The 22,867-nt window shown below is 54.1% G+C and carries 23 protein-coding genes; 8 read left to right on the forward strand and 15 right to left on the reverse strand.

Annotated elements, in window-relative coordinates; all coding sequences use genetic code 11:
- The first annotated feature begins 159 nt into the window (after positions 1-159).
- From KTT_RS12425 to KTT_RS12435, 3 genes are all read left to right on the forward strand, one after another.
- Positions 160-678, forward strand: a complete 519-nt coding sequence (locus tag KTT_RS12425) for a hypothetical protein (protein WP_126596275.1) — start codon at positions 160-162, stop codon at positions 676-678.
- A gap of 362 nt (positions 679-1,040) precedes the next feature.
- The gene (rho, locus tag KTT_RS12430; RefSeq protein WP_126596276.1) at positions 1,041-2,312 is read left to right on the forward strand and encodes a transcription termination factor Rho; all 1,272 of its coding nucleotides are present in this window, start codon (positions 1,041-1,043) and stop codon (positions 2,310-2,312) included.
- Positions 2,313-2,481: 169 nt separating this feature from the next.
- Positions 2,482-2,994, forward strand: coding sequence for a hypothetical protein (locus KTT_RS12435; RefSeq protein WP_126596277.1), 513 nt, complete (start codon positions 2,482-2,484; stop codon positions 2,992-2,994).
- 77 nt (positions 2,995-3,071) lie between these two features.
- Here KTT_RS12435 and KTT_RS12440 read toward each other — a convergent pair whose 3' ends face one another.
- Positions 3,072-4,205, reverse strand: coding sequence for an ABC transporter ATP-binding protein (locus tag KTT_RS12440; protein ID WP_126596278.1), 1,134 nt, complete (start codon positions 4,203-4,205; stop codon positions 3,072-3,074).
- A 430-nt stretch (positions 4,206-4,635) separates the two neighbouring features.
- Here KTT_RS12440 and KTT_RS12445 point away from each other — a divergent pair, with 430 nt between their 5' ends.
- A complete protein-coding gene (locus KTT_RS12445) occupies positions 4,636-5,016 on the forward strand; it encodes a winged helix-turn-helix transcriptional regulator (protein WP_126596279.1) in 381 nt (126 codons plus the stop codon).
- A 109-nt stretch (positions 5,017-5,125) separates the two neighbouring features.
- The gene (locus KTT_RS12450; RefSeq protein ID WP_126596280.1) at positions 5,126-5,620 is read left to right on the forward strand and encodes an HIT family protein; all 495 of its coding nucleotides are present in this window, start codon (positions 5,126-5,128) and stop codon (positions 5,618-5,620) included.
- 108 nt (positions 5,621-5,728) lie between these two features.
- Here the strand turns inward: KTT_RS12450 and KTT_RS12455 are convergent, their stop codons facing one another.
- The 10 genes from KTT_RS12455 to KTT_RS12500 form a co-directional block, all read right to left on the reverse strand.
- Positions 5,729-6,463, reverse strand: a complete 735-nt coding sequence (locus KTT_RS12455; RefSeq protein WP_126596281.1) for a winged helix-turn-helix domain-containing protein — start codon at positions 6,461-6,463, stop codon at positions 5,729-5,731.
- Positions 6,464-6,489: 26 nt separating this feature from the next.
- Positions 6,490-7,281, reverse strand: coding sequence for a phosphate ABC transporter ATP-binding protein PstB (pstB, locus tag KTT_RS12460; protein WP_126599574.1), 792 nt, complete (start codon positions 7,279-7,281; stop codon positions 6,490-6,492).
- Between the two features lie 429 nt (positions 7,282-7,710).
- Positions 7,711-8,166, reverse strand: coding sequence for a hypothetical protein (locus tag KTT_RS12465; RefSeq protein ID WP_126596282.1), 456 nt, complete (start codon positions 8,164-8,166; stop codon positions 7,711-7,713).
- Positions 8,167-8,343: 177 nt separating this feature from the next.
- On the reverse strand, positions 8,344-9,261 hold the full coding sequence (locus tag KTT_RS12470) for a WD40 repeat domain-containing protein (protein WP_126596283.1): 918 nt from the start codon (positions 9,259-9,261) through the stop codon (positions 8,344-8,346).
- Between the two features lie 5 nt (positions 9,262-9,266).
- Positions 9,267-9,752 (reverse strand): molybdopterin adenylyltransferase, encoded by a 486-nt coding sequence (gene mog, locus KTT_RS12475; RefSeq protein ID WP_126599576.1) that lies wholly within the window; start codon positions 9,750-9,752, stop codon positions 9,267-9,269.
- A 3-nt stretch (positions 9,753-9,755) separates the two neighbouring features.
- Positions 9,756-10,418: a CpXC domain-containing protein gene (locus KTT_RS12480; RefSeq protein ID WP_126596284.1), complete on the reverse strand. Its 663-nt coding sequence runs from the start codon at positions 10,416-10,418 to the stop codon at positions 9,756-9,758.
- Between the two features lie 407 nt (positions 10,419-10,825).
- A complete protein-coding gene (locus tag KTT_RS12485; protein ID WP_126596285.1) occupies positions 10,826-12,094 on the reverse strand; it encodes a DNA double-strand break repair nuclease NurA in 1,269 nt (422 codons plus the stop codon).
- Positions 12,095-12,109: 15 nt separating this feature from the next.
- Entirely contained in the window at positions 12,110-15,265 is a 3,156-nt protein-coding gene (locus KTT_RS12490) for an AAA family ATPase (RefSeq protein ID WP_126596286.1), read from the reverse strand.
- 233 nt (positions 15,266-15,498) lie between these two features.
- Positions 15,499-16,641: a prolipoprotein diacylglyceryl transferase gene (gene lgt, locus KTT_RS12495; RefSeq protein ID WP_126596287.1), complete on the reverse strand. Its 1,143-nt coding sequence runs from the start codon at positions 16,639-16,641 to the stop codon at positions 15,499-15,501.
- Between the two features lie 161 nt (positions 16,642-16,802).
- The gene (locus KTT_RS12500; RefSeq protein ID WP_126596288.1) at positions 16,803-17,666 is read right to left on the reverse strand and encodes an XdhC family protein; all 864 of its coding nucleotides are present in this window, start codon (positions 17,664-17,666) and stop codon (positions 16,803-16,805) included.
- Between the two features lie 204 nt (positions 17,667-17,870).
- Between KTT_RS12500 and KTT_RS12505 the strand changes: the two genes are divergently transcribed.
- The gene (locus KTT_RS12505) at positions 17,871-18,275 is read left to right on the forward strand and encodes a CDI toxin immunity protein (RefSeq protein ID WP_126596289.1); all 405 of its coding nucleotides are present in this window, start codon (positions 17,871-17,873) and stop codon (positions 18,273-18,275) included.
- Positions 18,276-18,389: 114 nt separating this feature from the next.
- On the opposite strand, the gene KTT_RS12510 is transcribed toward KTT_RS12505, so the two are convergent.
- From KTT_RS12510 to KTT_RS12525, 4 genes are all read right to left on the reverse strand, one after another.
- Entirely contained in the window at positions 18,390-19,283 is an 894-nt protein-coding gene (locus tag KTT_RS12510) for a hypothetical protein (RefSeq protein ID WP_126596290.1), read from the reverse strand.
- Positions 19,284-19,306: 23 nt separating this feature from the next.
- The gene (locus tag KTT_RS12515) at positions 19,307-19,633 is read right to left on the reverse strand and encodes a PadR family transcriptional regulator (protein ID WP_126596291.1); all 327 of its coding nucleotides are present in this window, start codon (positions 19,631-19,633) and stop codon (positions 19,307-19,309) included.
- A 453-nt stretch (positions 19,634-20,086) separates the two neighbouring features.
- Positions 20,087-20,407, reverse strand: a complete 321-nt coding sequence (locus tag KTT_RS12520) for a protealysin inhibitor emfourin (RefSeq protein ID WP_126596292.1) — start codon at positions 20,405-20,407, stop codon at positions 20,087-20,089.
- A 1-nt stretch (position 20,408) separates the two neighbouring features.
- Positions 20,409-21,491, reverse strand: coding sequence for a M4 family metallopeptidase (locus KTT_RS12525; protein WP_126596293.1), 1,083 nt, complete (start codon positions 21,489-21,491; stop codon positions 20,409-20,411).
- A 351-nt stretch (positions 21,492-21,842) separates the two neighbouring features.
- On the opposite strand from KTT_RS12525, the gene KTT_RS12530 reads away from it, so the two are divergent.
- The gene (locus KTT_RS12530; RefSeq protein WP_126596294.1) at positions 21,843-22,634 is read left to right on the forward strand and encodes a hypothetical protein; all 792 of its coding nucleotides are present in this window, start codon (positions 21,843-21,845) and stop codon (positions 22,632-22,634) included.
- 16 nt (positions 22,635-22,650) lie between these two features.
- Positions 22,651-22,854: a hypothetical protein gene (locus KTT_RS12535; protein WP_126596295.1), complete on the forward strand. Its 204-nt coding sequence runs from the start codon at positions 22,651-22,653 to the stop codon at positions 22,852-22,854.
- Positions 22,855-22,867: the final 13 nt, after the last annotated feature.

Consider the following 22,867-nt stretch of genomic DNA (forward strand, 5'->3'; position numbering starts at 1 on the left):
AAATCGGGCGCAAGGCCCGAACCTACGGGGGTGGTTGGTATACTGAAATCACAAGTCGAAAATTCTTACCTGGTACCATTCATCTGCCCTATCGGGTTGCCTCTGAAAGAATGGCGGCAGGTAATTTTATATTTGCTATTTCTGTGGAGGAGTCCCTGGATGATACCTGCGGTACTTATAGAGGAACCTGCCTCGTACACTAGGCCGAGCGATCGCTACCAGGTGAGAGGCTATTTGCAGTGGCTATGGCATAATTATTTCGCGGATATTCCATGCGTCAACGAGGTCACGATCGCTTACTGCTATCCCTGGAAAGGGCGATTAGGTCTGATTCGTCTTTCGGCGGATGCAAGTATGACTTTTATCGGCGTTAACACCCTGCTCCAGATGTCGCAGATACCTGAATATGTTTTAATTACAACTATCGCTCACGAACTTGTACACTACATTCATGGTTTCGGCTCACCCCTCCCCCGGCGTTACAAGCATCCTCACGCCAATAAGGTGGTCGATCGGGAGTTGGAGCAGCGCCAACTGGGTGCTTACTTACATGCTTGCAACGAGTGGATTGACAACTACTGGTATTCATTCTATGATATGCAACGGGCAACTGGTTGGGCAGGTATTCAAGGGATAGATAGCTTCCCACCCAGGGGGAGCAAGTTGCATGAAACATGATGATAGGCGTTCTCCCTGTTTTATGTAACAGAAGAAGATGCAGGTGCCACACTTGACATCCATTCGTGCCTGTGGTATATTCTAGCTAGCTTCAGAGATATATACAGCACCGAGCAGATTGTCCACGGGTTCCCGTCCGTGACAAGGTGTGGCGTATACATCTTTGATATATGGCTGGCACCTCTTAACAACCATCAAGGCCACCTGTGACCCAAGTCTTTCAAGCAGGGTAAATATTTTCAACATGGCCCGAATTGTAGAATTCCTGAAATTCCTAAATTTCCCACCAATAACTATCCTGGTTCAACCGCAGAAAGGAGAAAGGGCGTTTTCCTCAAGAATCTGCTGCGCCCTTACACAACGTGAACATAGCTGAGTTAGAAACGAAAACCATTACAGAGTTACGCGATATCGCGCGCGACCTCGAACTCTCTGGTTACAGCACCCTCAAGAAACAAGACCTCGTCTTTAGGCTTCTTCAAGCCAATACCGAGCAGCAAGGAAATATCTTCAGTGCTGGCGTATTGGAGATTGTGGAGGATGGGTTTGGCTTCCTACGTCAGGAGCGCTTCCTGCCTGGAAATATGGATGTCTATGTTTCGCAGTCCCAGATTCGCCGTTTTGGATTGCGCACAGGCGACATGGTATCTGGTCAGGTGCGACCCCCAAAAGACAACGAGAAATACTACGGACTCCTGCGCGTTGAGGCCATCAATGGGGTTGATCCGGAGATCGCCAAGCGGCGACCTCACTTCGATAATCTGACGCCAATCTTCCCGCGTGAGATGTTCAATCTAGAGACTGGTCCATCGAATATCTCGGGGCGACTGGTCAACCTGGTAGCCCCCATTGGACGCGGACAACGCGGATTGATTGTTTCTCCCCCGAAAGCCGGTAAAACCCTCCTCCTCAAGTCAATTGCCAACTCCATCACCGAAAATTATAGTGACACCCATTTGATGATTGCGCTGATTGGTGAGCGGCCAGAAGAAGTGACCGATATGAAACGTTCGGTGAAGGCCGAGGTGATCAGTTCAACCTTTGACGAGCCGACCGAGGCACATACGCGCGTGGCTGAAATGGTGCTGGAACGCGCCAAGCGCCTGGTAGAAGGTGGTCGCGATGTTGTCATTCTGCTCGACAGTATTACGCGCCTGAGCCGTGCGTACAACCTGGCCGTACAGCCAAGTGGTCGTACCCTCTCCGGTGGTCTTGATCCCAGTGCTCTAATTCCGCCCAAGCGCTTCTTCGGCGCGGCCCGTAAGATCGAAGAAGGTGGTAGCTTAACCATTATCGCCACTGCTCTGGTCGATACCGGTAGCCGTATGGATGATGTGATCTACGAGGAATTCAAGGGTACCGGCAACATGGAACTGCTGTTGGATCGAAAGCTAGCCGAGCGCCGTGTCTTCCCCGCCATTGATATCGCTCGCTCCAGTACCCGCCGCGAAGAATTGCTCCTCGATGATAAGACGCTCCGTTCGATTGTGGTGATGCGTCGTATGTTCTCCACGCTGGCTGACCAGCAGAGCGGGAAGAGCAGTTTAGAAGCGACCGAGGCGTTACTGCAACACATGGCGAAGACCAGCAATAACACCGAGTTCCTGGCCACACTTAACAAGAACATCTGGTAACTCTCCCATTTCATTCACCAAGTATAACCATACCAACATCGGGCGCTTCCGTATTGGATTATACCGATGTTGGTTGGTTCTTTCTTTTTCTCTATCTCCATTGCGTGATTCGTTGTCCGTTGCTACAATATGCAATGGAAATCGCTTACATTTTTTCGGAGAGCATTACATGGCATCATATCCAGTAGCAGAAGAGCATGTATTTATCGGGCCCGGCCTGAGCCTGTTCAAGCGTGTTGTGACCATCCTCGGTCTCGTTGGGGTGACCGTCCTTGTTTTATGGATCGCCGTCTATCAACATGCCAATCGCAATGACGCATCGGTCATTGGCAGCACCATTGCGGCCGTGTTATTTCTGGCCGGTTTTATCTATTATTTACGCCTGGTGGCGCCGGTCCCCTTCACGATCACGGTTGGACCACAATCGGTGGTCAAGCGCAGCCGTCGCGGTGAGGTGATCGACCTGGCTTGGGAAGATATTACACGCGTCAAAGAGGAATTTTTCCCCAACGGCAAGCGTATCAGCGTCATCGTCTATCGCAAAGTGACGGAGCCGGGACAGAAAGCCAAGGCCTGGGCCGTCTATCGCGACGACGTTACCGACCTGGATGGTCTGGCCCAGACCCTGAAGGGCATGTTACCAGCTACCTGTGACTGGCAGAGTGAGACCGTCCATGAATAAGCCGGGGCGAGTGCGCCTGGGCACGGGGCCGCTTTGCGGCAAGCGCCCGCAAGGGGCGCACGTACGGGGGCGTGTGGTTAGAGGTAGGCGCTGGCCTCGCTGGCCTTAAAAGTGGCGAAAACCGTCTGTCCTTCTTGCAGTCCCATGCGTGTGGCTGAATTCTCGGTGATCTCAGCCATCAGAGGCGCGTCGCTCTGGTTGAGCGCGATGCTGACACGTACCTTTCCTTCATTGCTGCCTGTACTGGCACTCAAGGGAATGACGTGCATGATGGTGCCCTGGAAGACATTGCGGGCCGAGCCCTCAGGCTGAGACTGGTGGAGCGTAATGCTGCGCGGATCGATAACCACAAAGATCTCGGTGCCATCGGCCGGCTGTATCACCTGCTCTTTTAGCATCGCCACCACTTCGATGGGTTGGACGGTTGAGGACTCTGAATGCAGGCGAATCAGACAGGTCGTCTCATTCTCGGTGTGTATCACCCGTCCCCGAAAGAAATTGATCCCCACCAGTTCCGCGATGTACGACGAGCGGGGAGCATCGCGCAGCTCCCGCTGATCTCCCTGCTGCACCAGGCGCCCCTGATCGATCACCAGCAACTGATCGCCAAAGAGCAGTCCATCCAGATAATGGTGGGTCACAAACAGCGTCGTAATCTGCACCTCGCGCAGGATCTTGCGCAACTCCTGGCGCACCTCGCGCCTCGTCTGCACATCCAGAGCGGCCAGCGGCTCATCCAACAGCATCAGTCGCGGACGAAGGGCCAGGGCGCGAGCGATCGCCACCCGTTGTTGTTGTCCCCCCGAAAGCTGTGCGGGGAGACGCTGCGCCAGGTGGGCGAGTTGAACCATCTCCAGTGCATCAGCGACCGAGGAACGAATCAGGGAGCGGGAAAGGTGCTGGGCGCGCAGCCCGAAGGCCACATTCTCAAAAACCGTCAGGTGTGGGAACAGAACGTAATCCTGAAAAACATAACCGAACGGGCGTCTCTGAGGAGGAATAAAGATGCGACTCTCGCTATCGTAGTATGTTATACCATCAAGCACCATAAGGCCCCTCTGTGGCTGCTGCAGACCCGCCAGCAAGCGCAGAATTGTACTTTTGCCCGCGCCACTCTCCCCCAGCAAAACCGCCGTCCGACCGCTCTCCACCCCGAATGCCACATCCAGGTGAAAAGCATCAACCCGCGTCTCAAGCGCCACATTCAGCATGAATGATTCTCCCCTCAAAAAATCGGACGCAAGGTCCGAACCTATGCATGGGGATTTTATCACATAGTGAAATGTGTTGGCGTGGAACGGCTCGCACCCCAAATGGTTTTTACAAATAAATATTGTGCAAAGCGGGAGGTGCAGGAGGGCGGCTAGCCCTCCTGCTGGGGTTTGGGGTGCCCCCAAAATTTCGTCTCTTCCCCCTCCGCCGCCGCAGGTGGTGCGTGTAAAAAGTAAGCTAGAGGGTGCGCAAAATCCGGATTTTGCGCACCCTCTAGCTTACTTTTTACACGTAACGTTTCTTGCCTTAGAGGGAAAAACGTGGTATACTAGGTCATGTATAAAATTATGAGATAGTATACTGGCATTCAACATATCTATTTTATCCTCTTCTTGAGGATTAGAATAGGAAATGGTAGGCAGAGCTTTTATGGCGACGAAGGCGATAGAACAATCAGTAACAGCAGCGACCGTTGCAAATGTATGTCCTCGCTATGAGCATGCTGTTCAAGTAATATGTAAGCGTTGGACCGGGTTGCTATTAAACGCTTTGATGGAAGGCCCTCGGCGCTTTTGTGAATTGACCGCACTCGTCGAAGGATTATCAGACCGCGTTTTGAGCGATCGGTTGCGTGAGTTAGAGACGGAAGGCATTGTCAAGCGCGTGGTCTATCCGCAGATTCCGGTACGTGTTGAGTACCAGCTGACCGAGAAGGGATACGCGCTCAAACCCGTGACGGACGCGATTCATACCTGGGCTGAGCAATGGGTCGACCCATCTCAGTTGATAGACGCACAGGGAAAAAAATAAGAACGTTCGCTGTCTGATAGCGCAAGGTAACCTTTTTTCTCCCCCGGCCCATCAAACGTGGTGAGTCGGGGGAGAAAAACGTTATGGACATGATTTGAGGTCGAATACAATGGAACAATTATGGGCGCCGTGGCGCATGGCATTTATAGAACCAAAGGATCCACCCCCACCGGGCTGTATTTTTTGCACGCAGCCAGCCGCAAACGAAGATGAAAAGTACCACATTCTGCACCGGGGCGAGCACTGTTTTATGATGCTCAACCTGTATCCCTATAACAACGGGCACCTGATGGTAGCGCCTTATGAACACGTCGGGGCGCTGGACCTGTTGAGTGCGGAAACACTCGCGGACATGATGGCGCAGGCGCAATGGGCCCTGCGAGCGCTCAGAAAAGCTATGAATCCAGATGGCTTCAACATGGGGATCAATATGGGGAAGGTCGCGGGCGCTGGTTTTGCCGAGCACATTCATTATCATATCGTGCCGCGCTGGAATGGGGACACCAATTTCATGCCGGTTATCGGGGATGTCAAGGTAATGCCTGAACACCTGGATAGCGTCTACCAGAAGCTGCTGCAGACGCTGGACGAGACCAGAGCGTAGCCAACTACTAATAAGGTGAGAAAGAGAAGGTGCCATACAGACTATAACGAGGATGTATGCGTGCCTTCTTCTATTCTGTGTTGTTTATAATTTGCTCCCAACTCCCTGTTAGCCACGGAACACGTAGCCCACACCGCGTACCGTTTGAATCAGCCTGGGGTTGGCGGGTTCATCCTCCAGTTTCTCGCGCAGCCAGCGAATATGTACATCTACTGTGCGTGTATCACCAGCATAGTCATAGCCCCAGACATGGTGCAGTAGCTGGTCGCGCGTCAAAACCGTCCCCCGATTGCGCACCAGGTAGGTCAGCAGGTCAAACTGTTTGGGTTGAAGCTCAATATTCTGTCCATGGTTGCTCACTTTGCGACCGGCCTGATCGATGGCGAGCGGTCCCACAATCAATTCCTTGCGTCTAGGCTGTCCGTCGTCGAAGGAAACTGCATTCTGGTTGCTTTCCTCTTTGACCGGATAATCGACGCGACGCAGTAAGGCGCGCACTCGCGCCAGCAACTCGCGCCGCCCAAACGGTTTGGTCATATAGTCATCCGCTCCCACTTCCAGGCCCACCACTTTATCAATCTCTTCTGCTTTAGCGGTCAGCATGATAATCGGAACCTGAGCGGTGGCGCGGTCGCGGCGCAGCTGGCGGCATACCTCCAGACCATCGATGCCAGGCAGCATGATATCCAGCACAACAAGATCGGGAGGATCGCGGCGGGCAGCCTCTAACGCGCTCAAACCATCGCCCGTCCTGATTACCTGGTAGCCCGACTGCTCCAGGTTATAAGAGATGGTATCAAGCAAAATTGCTTCATCATCGACCACCAATATTTTTCGTGCCACTGAAATTCCCTGCCTCTTGCCATTGCCTAGCCAAAACGACCTGTGATATAGTCCTCGGTCTCTTTTCGTGAAGGCCGTTCAAAGAGCTGAACTGTAGGTGCGTACTCGATCAACTTGCCGCTGAGAAAGAAGCCAGTATAGTGTGAAACGCGTGCAGCCTGCTGCATATTGTGCGTCACTATAACAATAGTATACTCCTTCACCAGTTCGGTAATCAGCTCTTCAATTTTGAGGGTGGCGATCGGATCGAGGGCGGAACACGGCTCATCCATCAGCAGGACCTCTGGCTGCACCGCCAGCGCCCGCGCGATACACAACCGCTGCTGCTGGCCGCCCGAGAGACCCATAGCCGAGGTACGCAGGCGATCTTTCACCTCATCCCATAGGGCCGCTGCGCGCAGGCTATACTCCACGCGTTCCTCAATAAATTTGCGCGACTTCCCCTGAACCCGCAGGCCATAGGCGACATTATCAAAGATAGATTTGGGGAAAGGATTGGCGCGCTGGAACACCATCCCGATGCGTTGCCGCAGCAGGACGACATCGGTCTTCTTATCATGAATATTGGCGTTGTCAAAGATGGCCTGCCCCGAGGTGCGCGTGCCGGGGATTAGATCATTCATGCGATTCAATGTGCGCAGAAAGGTTGATTTGCCGCAGCCCGATGGCCCGATCAAAGCGGTAACCTGGCGATCCAGAATGGGGAGCGAAACATCGAATAGTGCCTGCTTGGAGCCATAAAAAAAGTTGGTGTTTTTCACTTCGATTCTGACATCTGCGCGGGCATTTAATGTCCGGGTGGGATCAAAATGACCCATGTGAGCGACTTCTTTTTCAACCTCATCGACGCTGGCTGTGGATGCCGTGCTATGGCCCGACGAAGAATTTTGCTGGTAATTCATGAATATTCCTGATTGTGATAAGGATGGAGAATGATGTACAGCTTGGGAATCCATTGAGTTCCCCTCACATACATTTCTCTCTATGTTTTACTGATCGTATGGGCACATGTTTTATGATGTGCTGGATTAGTATTCTTCTTTTTACCCACTATACGTTATCACTAATCAATTAACTATGCTTTATGGCAATGTTAACAGAATGTTAAATAATCCCAGGGGATAGGTTTTTGTGGTTAGAAAAGAAAGTTATTTGACGCTACACTGCGCGGCCGCGCTAGTTTTTTGTGTTGGTGTATGGAGTGCGCGGATACGCACTCCATACACCAACACAAAAAAGGATTGGACCTACTCTGTTTTTTCCCCGGTTGTATCAGCAGGCTCATCCTGTGCAGTATCCGGGGTGGCCGAGTTTGTATCTTGCGCCTGCACGTTGTCATCAGCGGTTTCGCTCTCTGGAGAGGTTGGCGCTGAAGTGGTGATAACAGGTTCTCGCTGCTCGTAATTGTAAGCTCCGCTCCTGGTCAAAATATCCTGCACCTCACTATCACGGCCATCGGGGCGGATTGAGACAACTATTTTGCCAGACTTATACTCCTCATCGTAATAGTGTGCCTGCTCTTCAGGAACGCCAAGATTGACGAGGTCAGCCTGCAAATTAGATGTAGCGTTCATTGAAGAGCTCATGGCGACTCCGACCTGGTCATATCGGAAGTCGGCACTCTTCAGCGCATCAACCGCATTCTTAGCCTGTATCTCATCTTGAAAAATACCTATCACAAGCGGTGTCTGATATGTTGTCATACAAATTCCTTTCCGTGTGTCCTCCCAGGATCTTCAGATGGTTTTATAGCAGGGGCGCATCTTTGCTGTGTCAGATCCCGGAGGCCACCTCCTCATTACAACCCATCATCATGATTTAGCCGATGGCACGTTTTTAGTACGCCTGAAGCACAAGAATAGATGCATCTGGGCTAGACCTTAATAGCGCGATTGCTGCCACGGCCAGAGGTGGACGCTGCGCTGACTGGCCGAAGCGATCACGGTACTATCGGGTGACCAGGATAGGCTGCGGATCCAATGCTGGTGCAGCCGTGGTTCTGAAACCAGGAGCTGTCCCGTTTCGGCGTTCCAGACCTGCAGCACGGTATCGTTGCCGGCTGAGGTCAAAAAGTCTCCATTGGGCGACCAGGCGATGGCCTTGATAATGTGCGTATGTTCGCGATAGGTGCATAGCGTCTGCCCATTGGAGGCATCCCAGATGTGAGCCTGGCGATCGTGGCCCGCCGATGCGATGCGCGTCCCATCGGGCGACCATGCCGTGGCATAAACAGGCCCACTATGACCATTATACTGAAGCTGATGCATCCCGCTGGTGGCGTCCCAGATCTGGACGTTGTCCTCAAAACAACTGGAGGCGATACGTGCGGCCCGAGGAGACCATGGGGCGGAAAAGACCCGGTACTGCCCACCATGGGTATACAGGTGCTTGCCATCAAATGCCTGCCAGACCTGCACCGAGTTATCGCCATAATCGCCACCTGATGCGATACAGGTGCCATCGGACGACCAGGATACCGTGCGTACGAAACGTCTATGACCGCGATACGTATGGATGATCATACCAGTACTGGCCTGCCAGATATGAACGAGGCCACTGGTGCAACCGCTGGCCAAGTACTGGCTATCAGGAGACCAGGCGAGGGCCAGCACGCAGGTTGGGTGACCATGAAACGTGAGGATTTGCTGACAGGTCAATGGATCCCAGATGTGGACCGTATTATCGCGCCCACCCGATGCAATACGCGTGGCGTCTGGAGACCAGGCAACCGCGAAGACATTATCGGTATGGCCAGTGTACTCCGTATATTCCCTCTCCACCCTGGAGTGTAAGCCCATGATAGTTAATGTTCCTTCGGTCCCTCAATGAGCAGGTTGATGGCGTGTGGGAGAACTGGTAAGACATATTCCAGGCACTCCTGGACGGCCTTGGGGCTGCCGGGGAGATTGATAATGAGGGTACGGCCACGAACACCGGCTACACCGCGTGACAGCATGGCCATCGGCGTATACTTCAGGCTGATAGCGCGTAGCGCCTCGGCGATGCCTGGGGCTTCCCGTTCGATGACGGTCCTGGTCGCCTCTGGTGTGACATCACGGGGAGCCATACCGGTGCCACCGGTGGTCAGCAGCAGGTTGATTTTATGTTCATCGCACCAGTTGCGTAAGAGCGTCGAGATCTGTTCCTGCTCATCGGGTACCACACTTTGTAGTTGAACCGTAGCATCGGGCAGCTGAGCCACCAGTTCGCGCGCACGGGCCCCACTGAGGTCCTGCCGCACCCCCTGTGCCGCACCATCGCTGACTGTCAATATCCCAATTGTAATCATCATTTATCCTCGTGTCGCCAGCTCGCGCATCAAAGCACCGACCTGGCGGCGCGATCCATAGAGCCAGACGGTATATTCATCGGGCATATCCTCTACCTCGATGCAGCAGCCCATCTCGGTCGCCAGCTTGCGTGTAATATCGTGGAACTGACCACGTTCCGCCTCGCTGCGACTCTGCGTACTCAATGCCAGCCGTCCCAGGCGATCCTCCGGGCTCAGCTCGTTATTGATCAGCTCACTCAACTGCTCCAGGCCAAAGACCACCTTCAGGGGAGGCATATCCTTCGCCTCGGAGGCCGAAAGAGAGACCACGCGTCCTCCATTGTTGCCGCTGGACTCGCCAGCCTTATCCTGTTGCTCATGGAGCTTGGTAGCATCCATATAGACGTCGCGCAGTTTCTCCAGGATCAGCAGGCGCGCATCTTCAGGCGCGTCGGCCCGTGGATGTACATAGGCCAGCAGATTGTAAGCTGGATCGGAATAAACAAACGGCATCGAGATGGCGGCTCGCCTGCCACAATTAGGACAGGTTGAGACGTTGATTAATCCGGCCAGCACTACGTAGCGCAGATGGGCATCATCCGCGACATTAACATATTCATAGGCCTGGCCATTAAAGACTTGTCCACAAGGACAGGTAAATGTATGTGTTGTCGAACGTGACATAAGACAATTTCTTCGCTTTGATTTCTAGAGAACCGACGCACAATATGTTATAGCAAGTATAACATATTGTTTGCGTGCAATTGTATGCTCACTTATAATGGTTCAGCTTGCGCTGTTAAAACGCTTTAAAAGCGTAGACGCCTGCGGCGTCGCTCCCCCGCCGCAGGCGGGGGAGGGGAGATTTTGGGGACACCCCAAACCCCGGCAGGAGGGCGGCTAGCCCTCCTGCACCTCCCGCGAGGGGGAGATTTTGGGGACACCCCAAGCCCCGGCAGGAGGGCGGCTAGCCCTCCTGCACCTCCCGCATTGCGTCATATGGCGCCGATATAATTGCAGTAGGTGTGTTGGCACAAGCGGGTCGCGGCCGCGACCCGCTTGTGCCAACACACCTACTGCCTTCACGCGTTCTAGCGTCTTCTATTTTTGCTGAGTGATTTGGTTGAGTAGGTGAATTTGACGCCCTGGCGTTCCAGGAAGGTTTGGAACTGGCCGTAAAATTCGTTGCGGTCCTGCATCGTGATCACTGAGACGGCGTCGGCGGTTTCGATGGCGTAGGGATAGCCGTTGCCGGCGATAATTTCCGCCCGTACGATATCCAGTACAGGTTCGAGAATGCCATCGTCGAGCATCCAGCGCGGGAATTCCAGGCGCGTGGGAGGGCGTACCGCCGTGGTCTGTAGATAGCAGAAGGCCACGCTGTTATGGTCGGGTCCGTAGCTTTCCAGCACGTCGTTGCGCGCGCATAGCATGGCCGGCGTACGATCTCCCCAGCGTAGATGGCCGCGCCAGAGCAGGGCGTCGTGAATCTTTTTTGTATCGCGCAACACCGGTCTGGGTAGGGTCGCATCCAATCGGCGTAACATTGTAATCATATCACGAGCGTAGCTGGTGTCAATGTAGCCGATCAATGGGACGCGTAGCTCCTCCGATGTGCGCAGCAGGGCGAGGGCAGCATCGATGTAGCGCTGGCGGTAGGGATTGGGCATGGTCAGGGCGAATGAGACGACCAGCGAACCATCAAAGAACACCACTGGACTGTAGATGGGATCTTCCTCACGGCGCGCGGCCGCCTGCTGGCGCATCAGATCACAGATGGTCTCAACCTCCAGCAGGTAGCGGCGCTGGGTCACCTGCATTTCCGAGTACGGATAGCTATCGGGGTCCTCCGTGTCGTTTTTGGTGTCATCCATCAATTCTTCGGGGGCCAGCACCTCCATGCGCACATCTTTGGTATAGGTGCGGCCACGGGAGTGGGGATTGACGAAGAAGCCTACCTGCACCAGTCCCACCGGGATCGAGGCGTCGCGCCATGGCATCAGCTGGCTACCATCGACGGCGATGGTGGTGACGCCCTCGATGCACTCGGCCCATTGCCGGGCCTGTTCATGGGTACCGAAATCGCGCCCAAAGGGAAAGACGGGACCGTGATAGGTCTGATTGACGGCATTTACCAGCCAGCGATCGAACTCCAGCGTCGGGCGGGCTCCGGCCGAAGGCATGCCGATCTCATCGGGTGGCAGCATATGTTCCAGCTGCGAACTGGAGGGATAGCGTTCGTACAGGTGTTCCAGCGCGTACTGATACATGCCCAGCTGTTCGTTGAACGACCCATCGAAGAGCGAAAACTGTCCCTTCTTGGCGTTCAGCGCCGCCTGCAATTTACCTTTGTGCAGCATCTTGTTCCTCCCTGACTAATTGGTTGCTTGCAACTGGGATTGCGTGCCGCTTGTATGCTGCCAGGCCTGCTCGAAGTCCGCCTGTGGTAGCGCGCCATCTTCATCATCCAGGATATGGGTCTCACCATTTTCCTTGCTCAGGCGCACCAGGCTATCCAATCCCTGCTCAAAGGTATCGTCGTGGCTGATGACGATGAGCTGATCGAAGCCGCGCACGCGGCGGATCTGTTCGGCCAGGTTCATGCGGCGCAGCTCGTCCATATTCTGCGTTGGCTCGTCGAAGAAGGCGACGTTGAGTGTGGAGAGCTTCTTGAGCAGGGCCAGGCGTACCGCGAGGGCCGCGCTCATCTGCTCACCTCCACTGAGCTGGGCGAAGCTGCGATCGACGCCCTGCTGGCGCAGGATGATCTCGTAGTCATTGCGCCAGGCGAGTGTGGCTCGCCGGTCACCCATCACCTCGCCGAAGATACGATTGGCCTCCGCTGAAATATCGGCCAGCATCGCGCGGAGCACATGCGGGGCGGCATCTTTAATCAGGTCGCGGAACTGCCCCATCATCTTATGCAGATCATCCAGAGTCTGGTATTCAGCCTGAGCGGCCTCTAACTCGACCAGCAAGGCCTCGGCCTGCGCGATCTTCTGCTCTAGCTGTAGAATCTCCCCTTGCAGATTCTTGATCTGCTCTACCAGTTGGATCTGCTCACCGCGTATATTTTCGATCTCTACACGCAGTTGGTCGAGCTCTTGCTGCTGAAAGGCGGCTTTCGCCTCATTAAAGGCGCGCTGTACCTGCTGGAGATGTTGTTCGGCCTCGGCTGCCAGTGTCTGTTGCTGCTGGTAAGCCCGTTCGCGTTCGGGCAGGGTGCTGGCCTCATTCTGATGCTGGAGATAGAGATGGTAGCCAGCCTGGTTCTGCTGAATAGTGACCTCCTGGAGGGCGATATCCTGATCCAGCGTGATGTAATGGGCCAGCCGATCCTCCAATACCTGCAACTGCTGTTGGACCTCCTGCAGGCGCTGCTGCTCTTCACCCAACTGTTGCTGATAGATGGTTTCCCTGGCGATGGTCTCTTGCCGGGCGCGGCTCTCGGAGCGAGGATCATTGAGGGCGGCCAACTCAGTCTCAAGCTGCGTAAGTCTGGCGGCGCTGCCCTGAAACTGCGTGGCTTCCTGTCGCAAAGCCGCGATCTCCTCTTCAAGCTGCTCTCCCTGCTTCTGCAACTGCGCCAGTTGCTGCTTCAGGCCGTCCAGTCCACGGACCTGCGTGTCTGCCAGCCGGCTCTCCTTGAGCTCTTTCTCCGCCTGCAGCAGTTGTTGATCGACCTGGTCGATGCTCAACAGTTCTTGCTTGAGGACCGTGATCTCGTCCGTCAGCCGGTCTATCTCGCGCTCCAGGCGCCGCATGTTGGCGGCGCGCTCATCGCGGCGCTCCACATATTCGGCGAAGCGCGGCAGGGCATCCGCGTATCTCTGGATCTGGCTCTTGCGCCGGTTCAGGGTGCGCTGCTGAACCGCGATCTGCTCGATCTTTTCGCGTTCCTCGACCAGCAGATTCTCGAAATAGGACTCCAGGCTGACGATGCCGAGGCGACGAATATTCAGGCAGCTCTCGTTAAGCAAGGGACACTGGCCGCCGGCGGATTCTGCCTTGGAGCGGGCGTAGCCCTCGATATTGCCCTCAATGCGGATGCGCTGATCGTCCAGGACCTTGAGCTGCTGCTCGATCTCTGGCATCTCTTCCGCTTCCTGGCGATGCTCCTCAATCAGCCGGACGCTGGTCTCGGCTTTGCGCAGAGGCTCGATCAGGGGCTCCCTTTCAAGCTTGCGTTCACGCAGCAGGGCTGTCTTCTCTTTGAGCTGCTGTTGTTTCTGTGTGCGCGTGGTGACCTGCAGGCGGAGCTGGGTATGTTTCTCGGTGCGTATCTCGATCAGATTGGCCACCGGGAGTAGCGGTTCGATCGTTGCAATCTTGCGCTGACACAGTTCCTGTTCCTGCCGTAGCGCCTGCAGACGTTCTTTGCGTCGCACCCCTTCGGCGCAGACGTCCTTGTAGCGCTGGCTCTGCTGGCGAGCCTCGTCGCGCTGGCGTTCTAGCTCAACCTGCTGTTCCACCAGAGGCGCCAGGTCGGCGATGCGCCGCCGGGCGCGCTCCACTTCCTGTAAATATTCCTGCTGGTGGCTGATGCGCTCGCTGACCTGGATCTGCAGATTCTGCGCCCTGGCCTGTTGCTGACGCAGCGCGTCGCGATCGTTGGCATCCTGCCGCAGCTGGCGCAGCTTCGCATTGGACTCCTGATGGAGATTGAAGGCCGCCTGGTTTTCCTGCACGATGCGCTGGGCCTCGCGTGCGATCTGCAGCTGTTGCTGGCGATCCTGTAAAATAGAATGGGCAAAGTTATGTTTCGTCTCGGCCTGGTTGAACTGGACCTCCAGGTTGCGTACCTGTTCCGCCTGTTGCTCCAGGATGGTTTTACGCTTCTCGTTGTGGCTCAACTGCTCGCTTAGCTGCAGGTTCTTATCGGCATGCCCCTGTTCCGTCAGACGTTTGGAGCGCAGATCCTCGCGCCAGGCATCCAGCTCGCGTGTCTCATACTGCAGGCGGTCGATGGTGGCCTGCTGCTCCTGTCGCTGATCTTTATAGTAGTTCTGCGTGCCCAGCAAATATTTGGCGGCTGTCTGATAATCTTCGATTTGTAGCAGCGCATCAAAGGTCTGTTTGCGCTTGGCGGCCGTCTCCAGGAAAATAGAGGTAAAGGTACCCTGTGGCACACCAAGGGCATCACGGAACAGCGCCTCCAGCGAGCGCTCGCGATCGATGCCGAACAGCTCGTGCAGTTTATCCAGCACATCGGCGCGTTGCTCCAGGCGCATATCGGCCTCTTCATCGTAGACGAGCCAGCGCGCACCCGTGCCGCAGCGCCGCTCGACCGTATATGGGCGCTCATCGCTGCCAATCAGGTGGACCAGGACGCGGCCGCTTTTCTCTCCCTCACGCACAAACTGATCGTGGTTATACGAGAGGTAGCCAAAGAGCGCGAAACCAATCGCCTCAACCAGCGTAGTCTTCCCGGAGCCGTTGGAGCCACTGATCGCCGTCGTACCACGACGAAAATCTACCGAGACCTGACGATAACTTTTGATATTCTCTAACTCAATCCGTGTAATGAGCATAATATAGGGGCCAGCCTTCCATGCATAAACATGCGATACAACGAGATGCCTACTCCAACCATTCTATTTCGGGACAGCAAAAGTGGAAACATTCAGGCGCATTATAACACGACTGAGAAGTAGCGTGCAGTTGGCTATGTGTTGGCACAGCCGGTTTTAGCATCCTTGACAGGAAAAAAAGACTCGCCGCAACGTCACGTTGCGGCGAGTTTCTGTTTCTTTGATTGAATGTCTTACGATTTCTGCCCGCTTCCTTTAGGAGTCGATTGGACCTCGGAGCCATCAGACTGTTCTGTAGTAAGCGGAGTGGTCACCTCTTCCCCTTCGTGGCCCGTTTCCGCCCGCTCGCTTTCTGTCGTTGGGATCTCTGTATCCACACTGGTTGTCTCTGCGTCCTCCGCTACAAGCGCTGGCGCCTCGCTCAGCTCTTCGGTGATGACCTTCTTTTCCAGCGCGGGCTTAGGTTTCTGTGGAATGCCGTAGGTGGCGGCAACCTCTCCATCTGGCACAGGCCTGGAGGTACGCATCACCCAGTAGGTCAGGGGGAACAGTAGAATGAAGACGACCAACGAGGTCCATTGTGCCTGTTTCAGGCCAATGTCGATGCCCAGGAAGCTTACTATGTCGTTCTGGCGCGCAAAGAAGATGAAGAACTGTGAGATGGTATAGCTAAACAGGTAGACCAGCATGAGGATGCCGGGACGCCGCACGCGGCGCGCGAGATAGAGCATGATACCAAGCACAAACAGGTTGATGATCAGCTCGTAGCCGGCCGCCGGCTGAACCGGAACATTACAGGTACTTGGATTGAGGCAGGCCCAGCTATTGGGATTCTGATAGACGGTCGACCAGGGTAGCGTGCTGGGAAAGCCAATGATATCTCCATTGATCAGGTTACCGATACGGCCGAAAATCTGGCCCGCCGCTCCGAACAGCACGCCCGCATCAATGAGGACCAGTGGATTGATACGCTCAACTTTGGCGCGCCAGAAAAGCGTTGGGATGATCAGGAAGATCGCGCCATAGAAGGCCATGCCACCTTCCCAGGTCGCTATGATGCGCCATGGCTGCATGAGATAGTTTTCTACCAGGTGCGGTTGCTGCACCACAAAATACAGACGGCCACCGATAAGTCCGGCCGCGATACACCACCAGAGGATACGATAGACGGTATCCTGGTCGATGCCCTTGCGGGTAGTATAGCCCTTGATGACCCATAAACCAACCATAATGCCCACCACATACATCAGGCCATACCAGCGCACCGCCAGCGGCCCCAGATGCACGAGGACCGGATCGATATTAATGTAGATATACGGCGGGCCGATATGTAGCCAGCCCCCGCTTAAAAGATAGGCAAGTGGGAGAATATTCATCGTTGACTCCAATTAAAAAACACTTCTTTCGCGCACATTGCCTATGATAGTATGCTTCGAGGTTACATGCAAGAGGGCAAACAACAAACATCGCGGTAAGGTGTGTGACGGACCCCGGCCGGCCGGGGTCCGTCACACACCTTACCGCGATGTTTATGACATTACACGGTGACCGATCCTCTGGTGGAATGATCGGAGGTATGCTCGTCAGCATCCAGGAGATTGTGCATGGTTTTGAGGGAGGCGCCGCTGGCATTTTTGCGCAGCATCAGGATCTCGGCGGCGATGCTCAGGGCGATTTCATCTGGCGTTTCGGCGCCAAGATCCAGGCCGATGGGGGCATGAACCCCCTCAATGCGCTGACGCTCAATCCCTTCCTCTAGAAGTTCGCGGAAGATGCGCTTGACCTTGGAGGGGCTGCCAATCATCCCAACGTAGGTTGCCCGTGTATTCAGGGCGGCGCGCAGGGCCTCTTTATCCAGATTATGGCCACGGGTCACGATAACGATCCAGGATGCCTCATCTGGCTCCAGCGCGCGAATGGTTTGAGGGATATCGCCGAAGGTCATCTGCACCTTGCTATCGAAGGACTGCGACTCGGCCAGGTCACGGCGATCATCGACCACGATCATGCGGAAGTCCAGTCTCGCGACCAGGCGGGAGAGGGCCTGGGCGACGTAACCCGCGCCGGCGACAATCAGGCGCGGCTCGGGACGCAGGATCTCAAAGAACACCTCCAGCGTGGCGCCGCAGCTGCCAACCGCCTCGCCCTGATCGGCATCCAGATGGATGTGAACCGAGGCGGGATTCCCCTCGCGCAACACCTTGAGCGCCTCCTGCGCTACCTTGCCATCGGTCTGTGGACCCGCAAAACTGCCCTGCATCGAGCCATCCTGGTGGATCAACGCCTTACTACCGATTGGGCAGGGAGCCGCTCCCATGGTCTTCACCACCGTGGCGATGGCGACTTTTTCACCGTGAGACAAAGCGGTCTGAATTTCATTGTAAATTGTAATCGTGCTCATTATCGTCCCTCTGGCTCTTCGCTAGTCCCATATTCAATTATTGAGTATAACACAAATAGTGTGCGCTTTGCTCTATACTGGCTGGCAAGCTATTGAGCTTGTAGGAGGATTTATTTTTGTCTATTCTTGTCTAATAGAGATGAGTAAAATCCAACCTGTTTAGTGTCAAATTTGGCGTCAAAGTGGAGGAGAAAGACTTTATTTATGACAGCGCTTGAAGAGTGTCTTGCATCTCTCGGAGATAGTGCCAATGTGCTCTCTATGAGTGAAATTCGTGATATGAGAGAAAAGTTCTGGCGTTCTATTCCAATGACCAGGAGAGGAAGAGTTGATTGGACGAAAATAGAAAAGAAAATCAAAATATCGTCAATACAAGGACTTTCATCGATCTCGAGAAATTGGATAAAAGATCTAGATTCTCCCGCCTTCATCATGTGGGATGAATTTACGCTTCCTATTGTTAAATGCTCATCACTAAGGAAAATTTTTGAACAGATAGAAGACGTACTTATCGTGAGTTTTGATATATGGGTATTTTCCTTTGAGGAAAAATATGTCATTGAATTTTATCATGAAGGAGATATTACAATAGGTACTATTGATGAATAAGTGTTACATTTCACTGCCAATTATAATGCATAGAGCCGTTGGTATAGTGAGTTACCTAACGGCTCCAAACTATAGAAGCCAGTAATGTGGCTTATCATTTTTTCTGTCAGGACCTTACATTGTAATGGTTTCTTGTTGTAGAGGGAATTCAAGCGTTTGTCTGGCCTGGAAGCCCTGTTTAAGGGCAACGAGCGCGCAGACGAATGTCGCGCCCATAATCAGAAACAGCGATCCTTCACGCATAACATAAAATGGGTCATTGCCTGGATCGCTAAAGGATGGCAGTATGGCGGGCAGAAGCGTGGCCAGGCCGATCAGCATGATCAGGGGAATCAGCAGAGCCAAGTGAAGCGCGTAAGAGGTCACGCGCCGGCTGGGAGCAACATGCTGGACCGCGAAGAAGATAAGCGCCAGATCGACAAGCAAACCCGCGAGAATGACAAACGGAGCCACGAGAAGAGGTACCTGTATCAGAATTACCAGCACGAGGGTCACAATTGGACTGACCAGGCCCAGCAGACAGAGAAACAAGGCGCTTCCATTACGGTTTTGCACCGCTTTCCAGCAAGCGGCAAGCAGGAGGGGCAGTCCACCAAGAGCAAGCGTGAGCAGCAAGAGACCTGTTACGAAGCGCACCAGATTCACAAGCAGGTGCCCAGGGGAGAGCGAGAGAAAGCTCAAAAGAATCCGGGGTTCGTCAGGCGCATGAACGTGCAACTGTACAACAAACCAGGCGGCGAAGAACAGCAATGTGGCACTGTAGATGACAAGTCCGTTTGAACGCATTTTTTGGAGTATATGAAATTTTCTTCCTTGAACAAGATTTTGGTGCATACAGGCATCAATAAGGCTGATAAAGAGATTGCAGAGCGTTAGCAATGTTGGTGGTGAGTCTTCCAGAATCTGGATCATTTCCTCGGCGTAGCGCTCACGCCAGGCCGCGGGATAGAGCCTGATCAGCAATCGTCCTCCACGCTGATACAAAGTGGATCGAGAAGTTTGTCTCATACTCATATACCCTATCTGTACAACTAGATGGTCGCGAGACGTTGTTGACCGGTAGAAACCACCTGATTCATTGTCGCGAGCTGTTCGCGTAACACAGTGATACCCAACTGCGTCAGTTGATATGGTCGACGACGCTCAACCAGCGCCAGGGCCTCTATCCATCCTTGTTTTTCCAGGCGAGCGAGCGCACCGTATAATGTCCCCACCTCCAGATGGGTACCACAGAACTGCTCGATATCCTGAATCATGGCATAGCCGTGCTTCGGCCCACTCGCCAGACTAGAAAGGATGAGCAGAGATGGATCAGAGAAACGTCCCAGATCCAAAGAGGAGTTGCGTCTGATACGCATGATCTTCTCCTGTCATATACTTCGTATAGAGTAGGTCTTACTCTCGCCATAGCGGGGCATGTGAGCGCCCCCGCACGCGCGTCCACTGCGCGGCCGCATTTGTATTTATATATTGCTGTATCGGGCGCGCATCCGCACGCCCGATACAGCAATATATAAATACCCTCTTGAGCGTCGCAGGCACAATATCTCTTTGAGCGTCGCAGGCGCGAAAACGCAGGCATGCTGCAGGCGATGATTATGAGAGTCAGATACTTCGTAATACTTACTATGTATAACTATATAGTAGTGAGAAGTAGCGGTTTTGTCAAGGAGATAGGAGATAGATGGTGGTGGTTATGCTGCGAGAAATGGGCTTGAAGGTGGGTGGAAAGCGATAGAGGGTAGGCCTGGTTTTAGATACCATTATGATGGCATCTAAAACCAGGCCTGGGGCTTTTGTGAGCGAGGGGCTCAGGTGTTTTTGCTGGCGGAGATGTGCTGCATGACAAATGTGATCAAAGCCTGGATGTGGGGATCGGGGACGGGATCGCTGGTTTGAACCGCGTGGCATCTGCTGCCGTCTTCGACGGCGAGATAGTAGGTGCGGTAATCGGCGGATCCTGGGGCAGGCGTATTCAGTACAGAGGGCAGTGCAAAGAAGTTGGCCTCCTGCACCAGTTGTCGCAGCTCGTTGGCATCTTGCATGGAGAGGGTGGCGCTATCCAGTAGTCTGGGCGTATGCCATCCGGGCAGCGGGAAGAAGCCCCCCTCGATGCGTAGCTGAATTCGCACCTTAGTACTCCTTTGCCAGAGTTGGTACCTGGACTCCTACTTGCTCCCAGGCATCATGGACAGCCGACCACTCCGGACTGCTGGCGCCATACAGGCGTTCTGCGTTAGAGAGGGTCAGGCGCGCGAACATGCGGAAGTTCGCGGTGGGACGCAGGCGTGAATCGCGCAGGGTCTCGTACCAGATGCGTCCCGCTTTCTCCCAGGCATAGCCACCGATACGTGTGGCGACCAGGTAGAAGCTATGGTTAGGGATACCCGAATTGATATGTACGCCGCCATTGTCCTCAACGGTATCCACGTAGTGGCTCATATGGGCGGGCTGTGGATCGCGTCCCAGCAGGGGATCGTCATAGGCGGTACCAGGGGCGCTCATCGAACGCAGGGCGACACCTTTGATCTGCTGGGTGAAGAGGCCGTGACCAATCAGCCAGTCGGCCTGGTCGGCGGTCTGACGCAGGGCATACTGTTTGACCAGGGAGCCAAATACATCGGAGATCGACTCGTTGAGCGCGCCCGACTGGCCTACATAGGCCAGGTGACACTCATCCTCAGTGACGCCGTGGGTAAGTTCGTGACCGATAACATCGACGGCGCAGGTGAAGCGATTGAACAGCTGACCATCGCCATCGCCAAAAATCATGCGCTCGCCATCCCAGAAGGCGTTATCGTATTGATGGCTGTAGTGTACGGACGCATCCAGCGGCATACCGGCATCGTCGATCGAGTTGCGACCATAAATCTGGAGATAGAACGCATGCGTCCAGCCGACGCCATCGTAAGCCTCGTTGGCGCAGGTATCTTGAATGGGAGGCTGCCCCTCTGTACGAACCACCGCACCCGGTAGATCTTTTGTTCCATGGACGTCGTACACGATGCGATGAAGCGCCTTATCAGTATTAAGCGCAGGCCGGACCCCGACATATTTGCTCGTGAGCAATCCCTGAGCCATACGAATGGTGCGAATAGAGTGATCGTGACCCAGCATCTGCAAGGCTTTGGTGCGTTGCTCGGGGGTGCCATGTTGGGCCAGTGAGGTCAACATATGTGGAGGGAGGATATAGCGACGAGAAAGCGATGGTTTCATTATAGTGTCTCCTTGTCTCACAACTTCTTCTTGCCATGCATCCGCGAGTTAACACTATGATGCGCTGTAATAAAAAATATGCAGCTACTACAAGTATAACTGTGACGCAATAAAATTTTGTTTTACACCGCCATTATAAATAAGAGGCAAAAAGTTAACCCATCATTAATGAGCAATCACGCATAAATGGAACAGGCCGCCCTCTAAAAACGCCTTGCTTGCTTACTACCATTTTTCCACTACCAAAAAAGAATAGTCAGATGTCTGATACTTCATGGTATAGAAAGACACTTGACAATATAGGTCTGGTGTTCTAAAATATTAGAACAAATTTTCAAAAAGGAGCATAACATGGACGATCAAACCAACGGGCAGGTCCAGGAGGAACAGACGCCGTCCCGTGTTTTCAATCCCAACGAACACCTTATGCAAATCAGGTCTGGTCAAACCTCAAAGGACTACTTACCCGTCCAATGGCGGCTTGTCTGGTTTCGTTCTGCCTTCCCACATGGTATGATCGAAACAGAGATGCTCCACCTGGACCTGGATCGAGATACCGAGGAGGAGGGCTACGCCTGGAACGCTGAGCGCAGGCGCAGCGAGAAGGTGATCAAGCAGGCCAAGGGCTTCTGTGTTTTCCGCGCGGTCGTCAGAGATGGTGTGGGTGGTGTGGCCACCGGGACCAAATCCGAGAAGGCGGCCAGCTTCGGCGACTTCATTGAAAAGGCCGAGACGGGAGCGATCGGTCGCGCCCTGGCGGCGCTCGGGTATGGCACGCAGTTCACTGGCGACGAGTGGGAAGAGGCCCATCGCATCGTCGATAGCCCGGTAGAGCGCCAGGCAGCCGCCATCTCTAATGGTGTCGGCTCAAATGGTCATAATTCTTCCCTGGTTTCGGTGCGCCCGGCCAGCAATGGCTCGAACGGCAATCGCCCGGCGGCTGAACAGAATGGCAAAGCCGAAAATGAAGCGCCCACCAATGCCACCGAGCAACAGCTTTCGAGCATTCGTAAGTTGTGTGATCACCTTGGTAAGACCGTGCCAGCCGATACTTCCACGCTGAGCTATACCGGCGCGCGCAAAATGATTCAACAGTTGACCGCAGAATACAGGGAGTCCAAGCAGAACAACAAGGCCTCCTAAAGGAAGAATATATCCTATGAGCCCGGCTGAGTTAGAACATGCCCATCAATGTATGCAACAGCGGTGGTATGAGTTAGTACAGGCTGAGCAGCAAGGAGCACCGGTTCGTGATTTAGAGCGTCTGTATGAAAAATACATTGACGCTGTCGAGATCTATAACCGGGGCTCTCAGAGTGGCCCGGTCGTTTACCAGAAGCGTAAGTTTCCTGGGGTCGCATAAAAGCAAGGTGTTC

It is taken from the genome of Dictyobacter aurantiacus, assembly GCF_003967515.1.
GTDB classification, from domain to species: Bacteria; Chloroflexota; Ktedonobacteria; order Ktedonobacterales; family Ktedonobacteraceae; genus Dictyobacter; species Dictyobacter aurantiacus.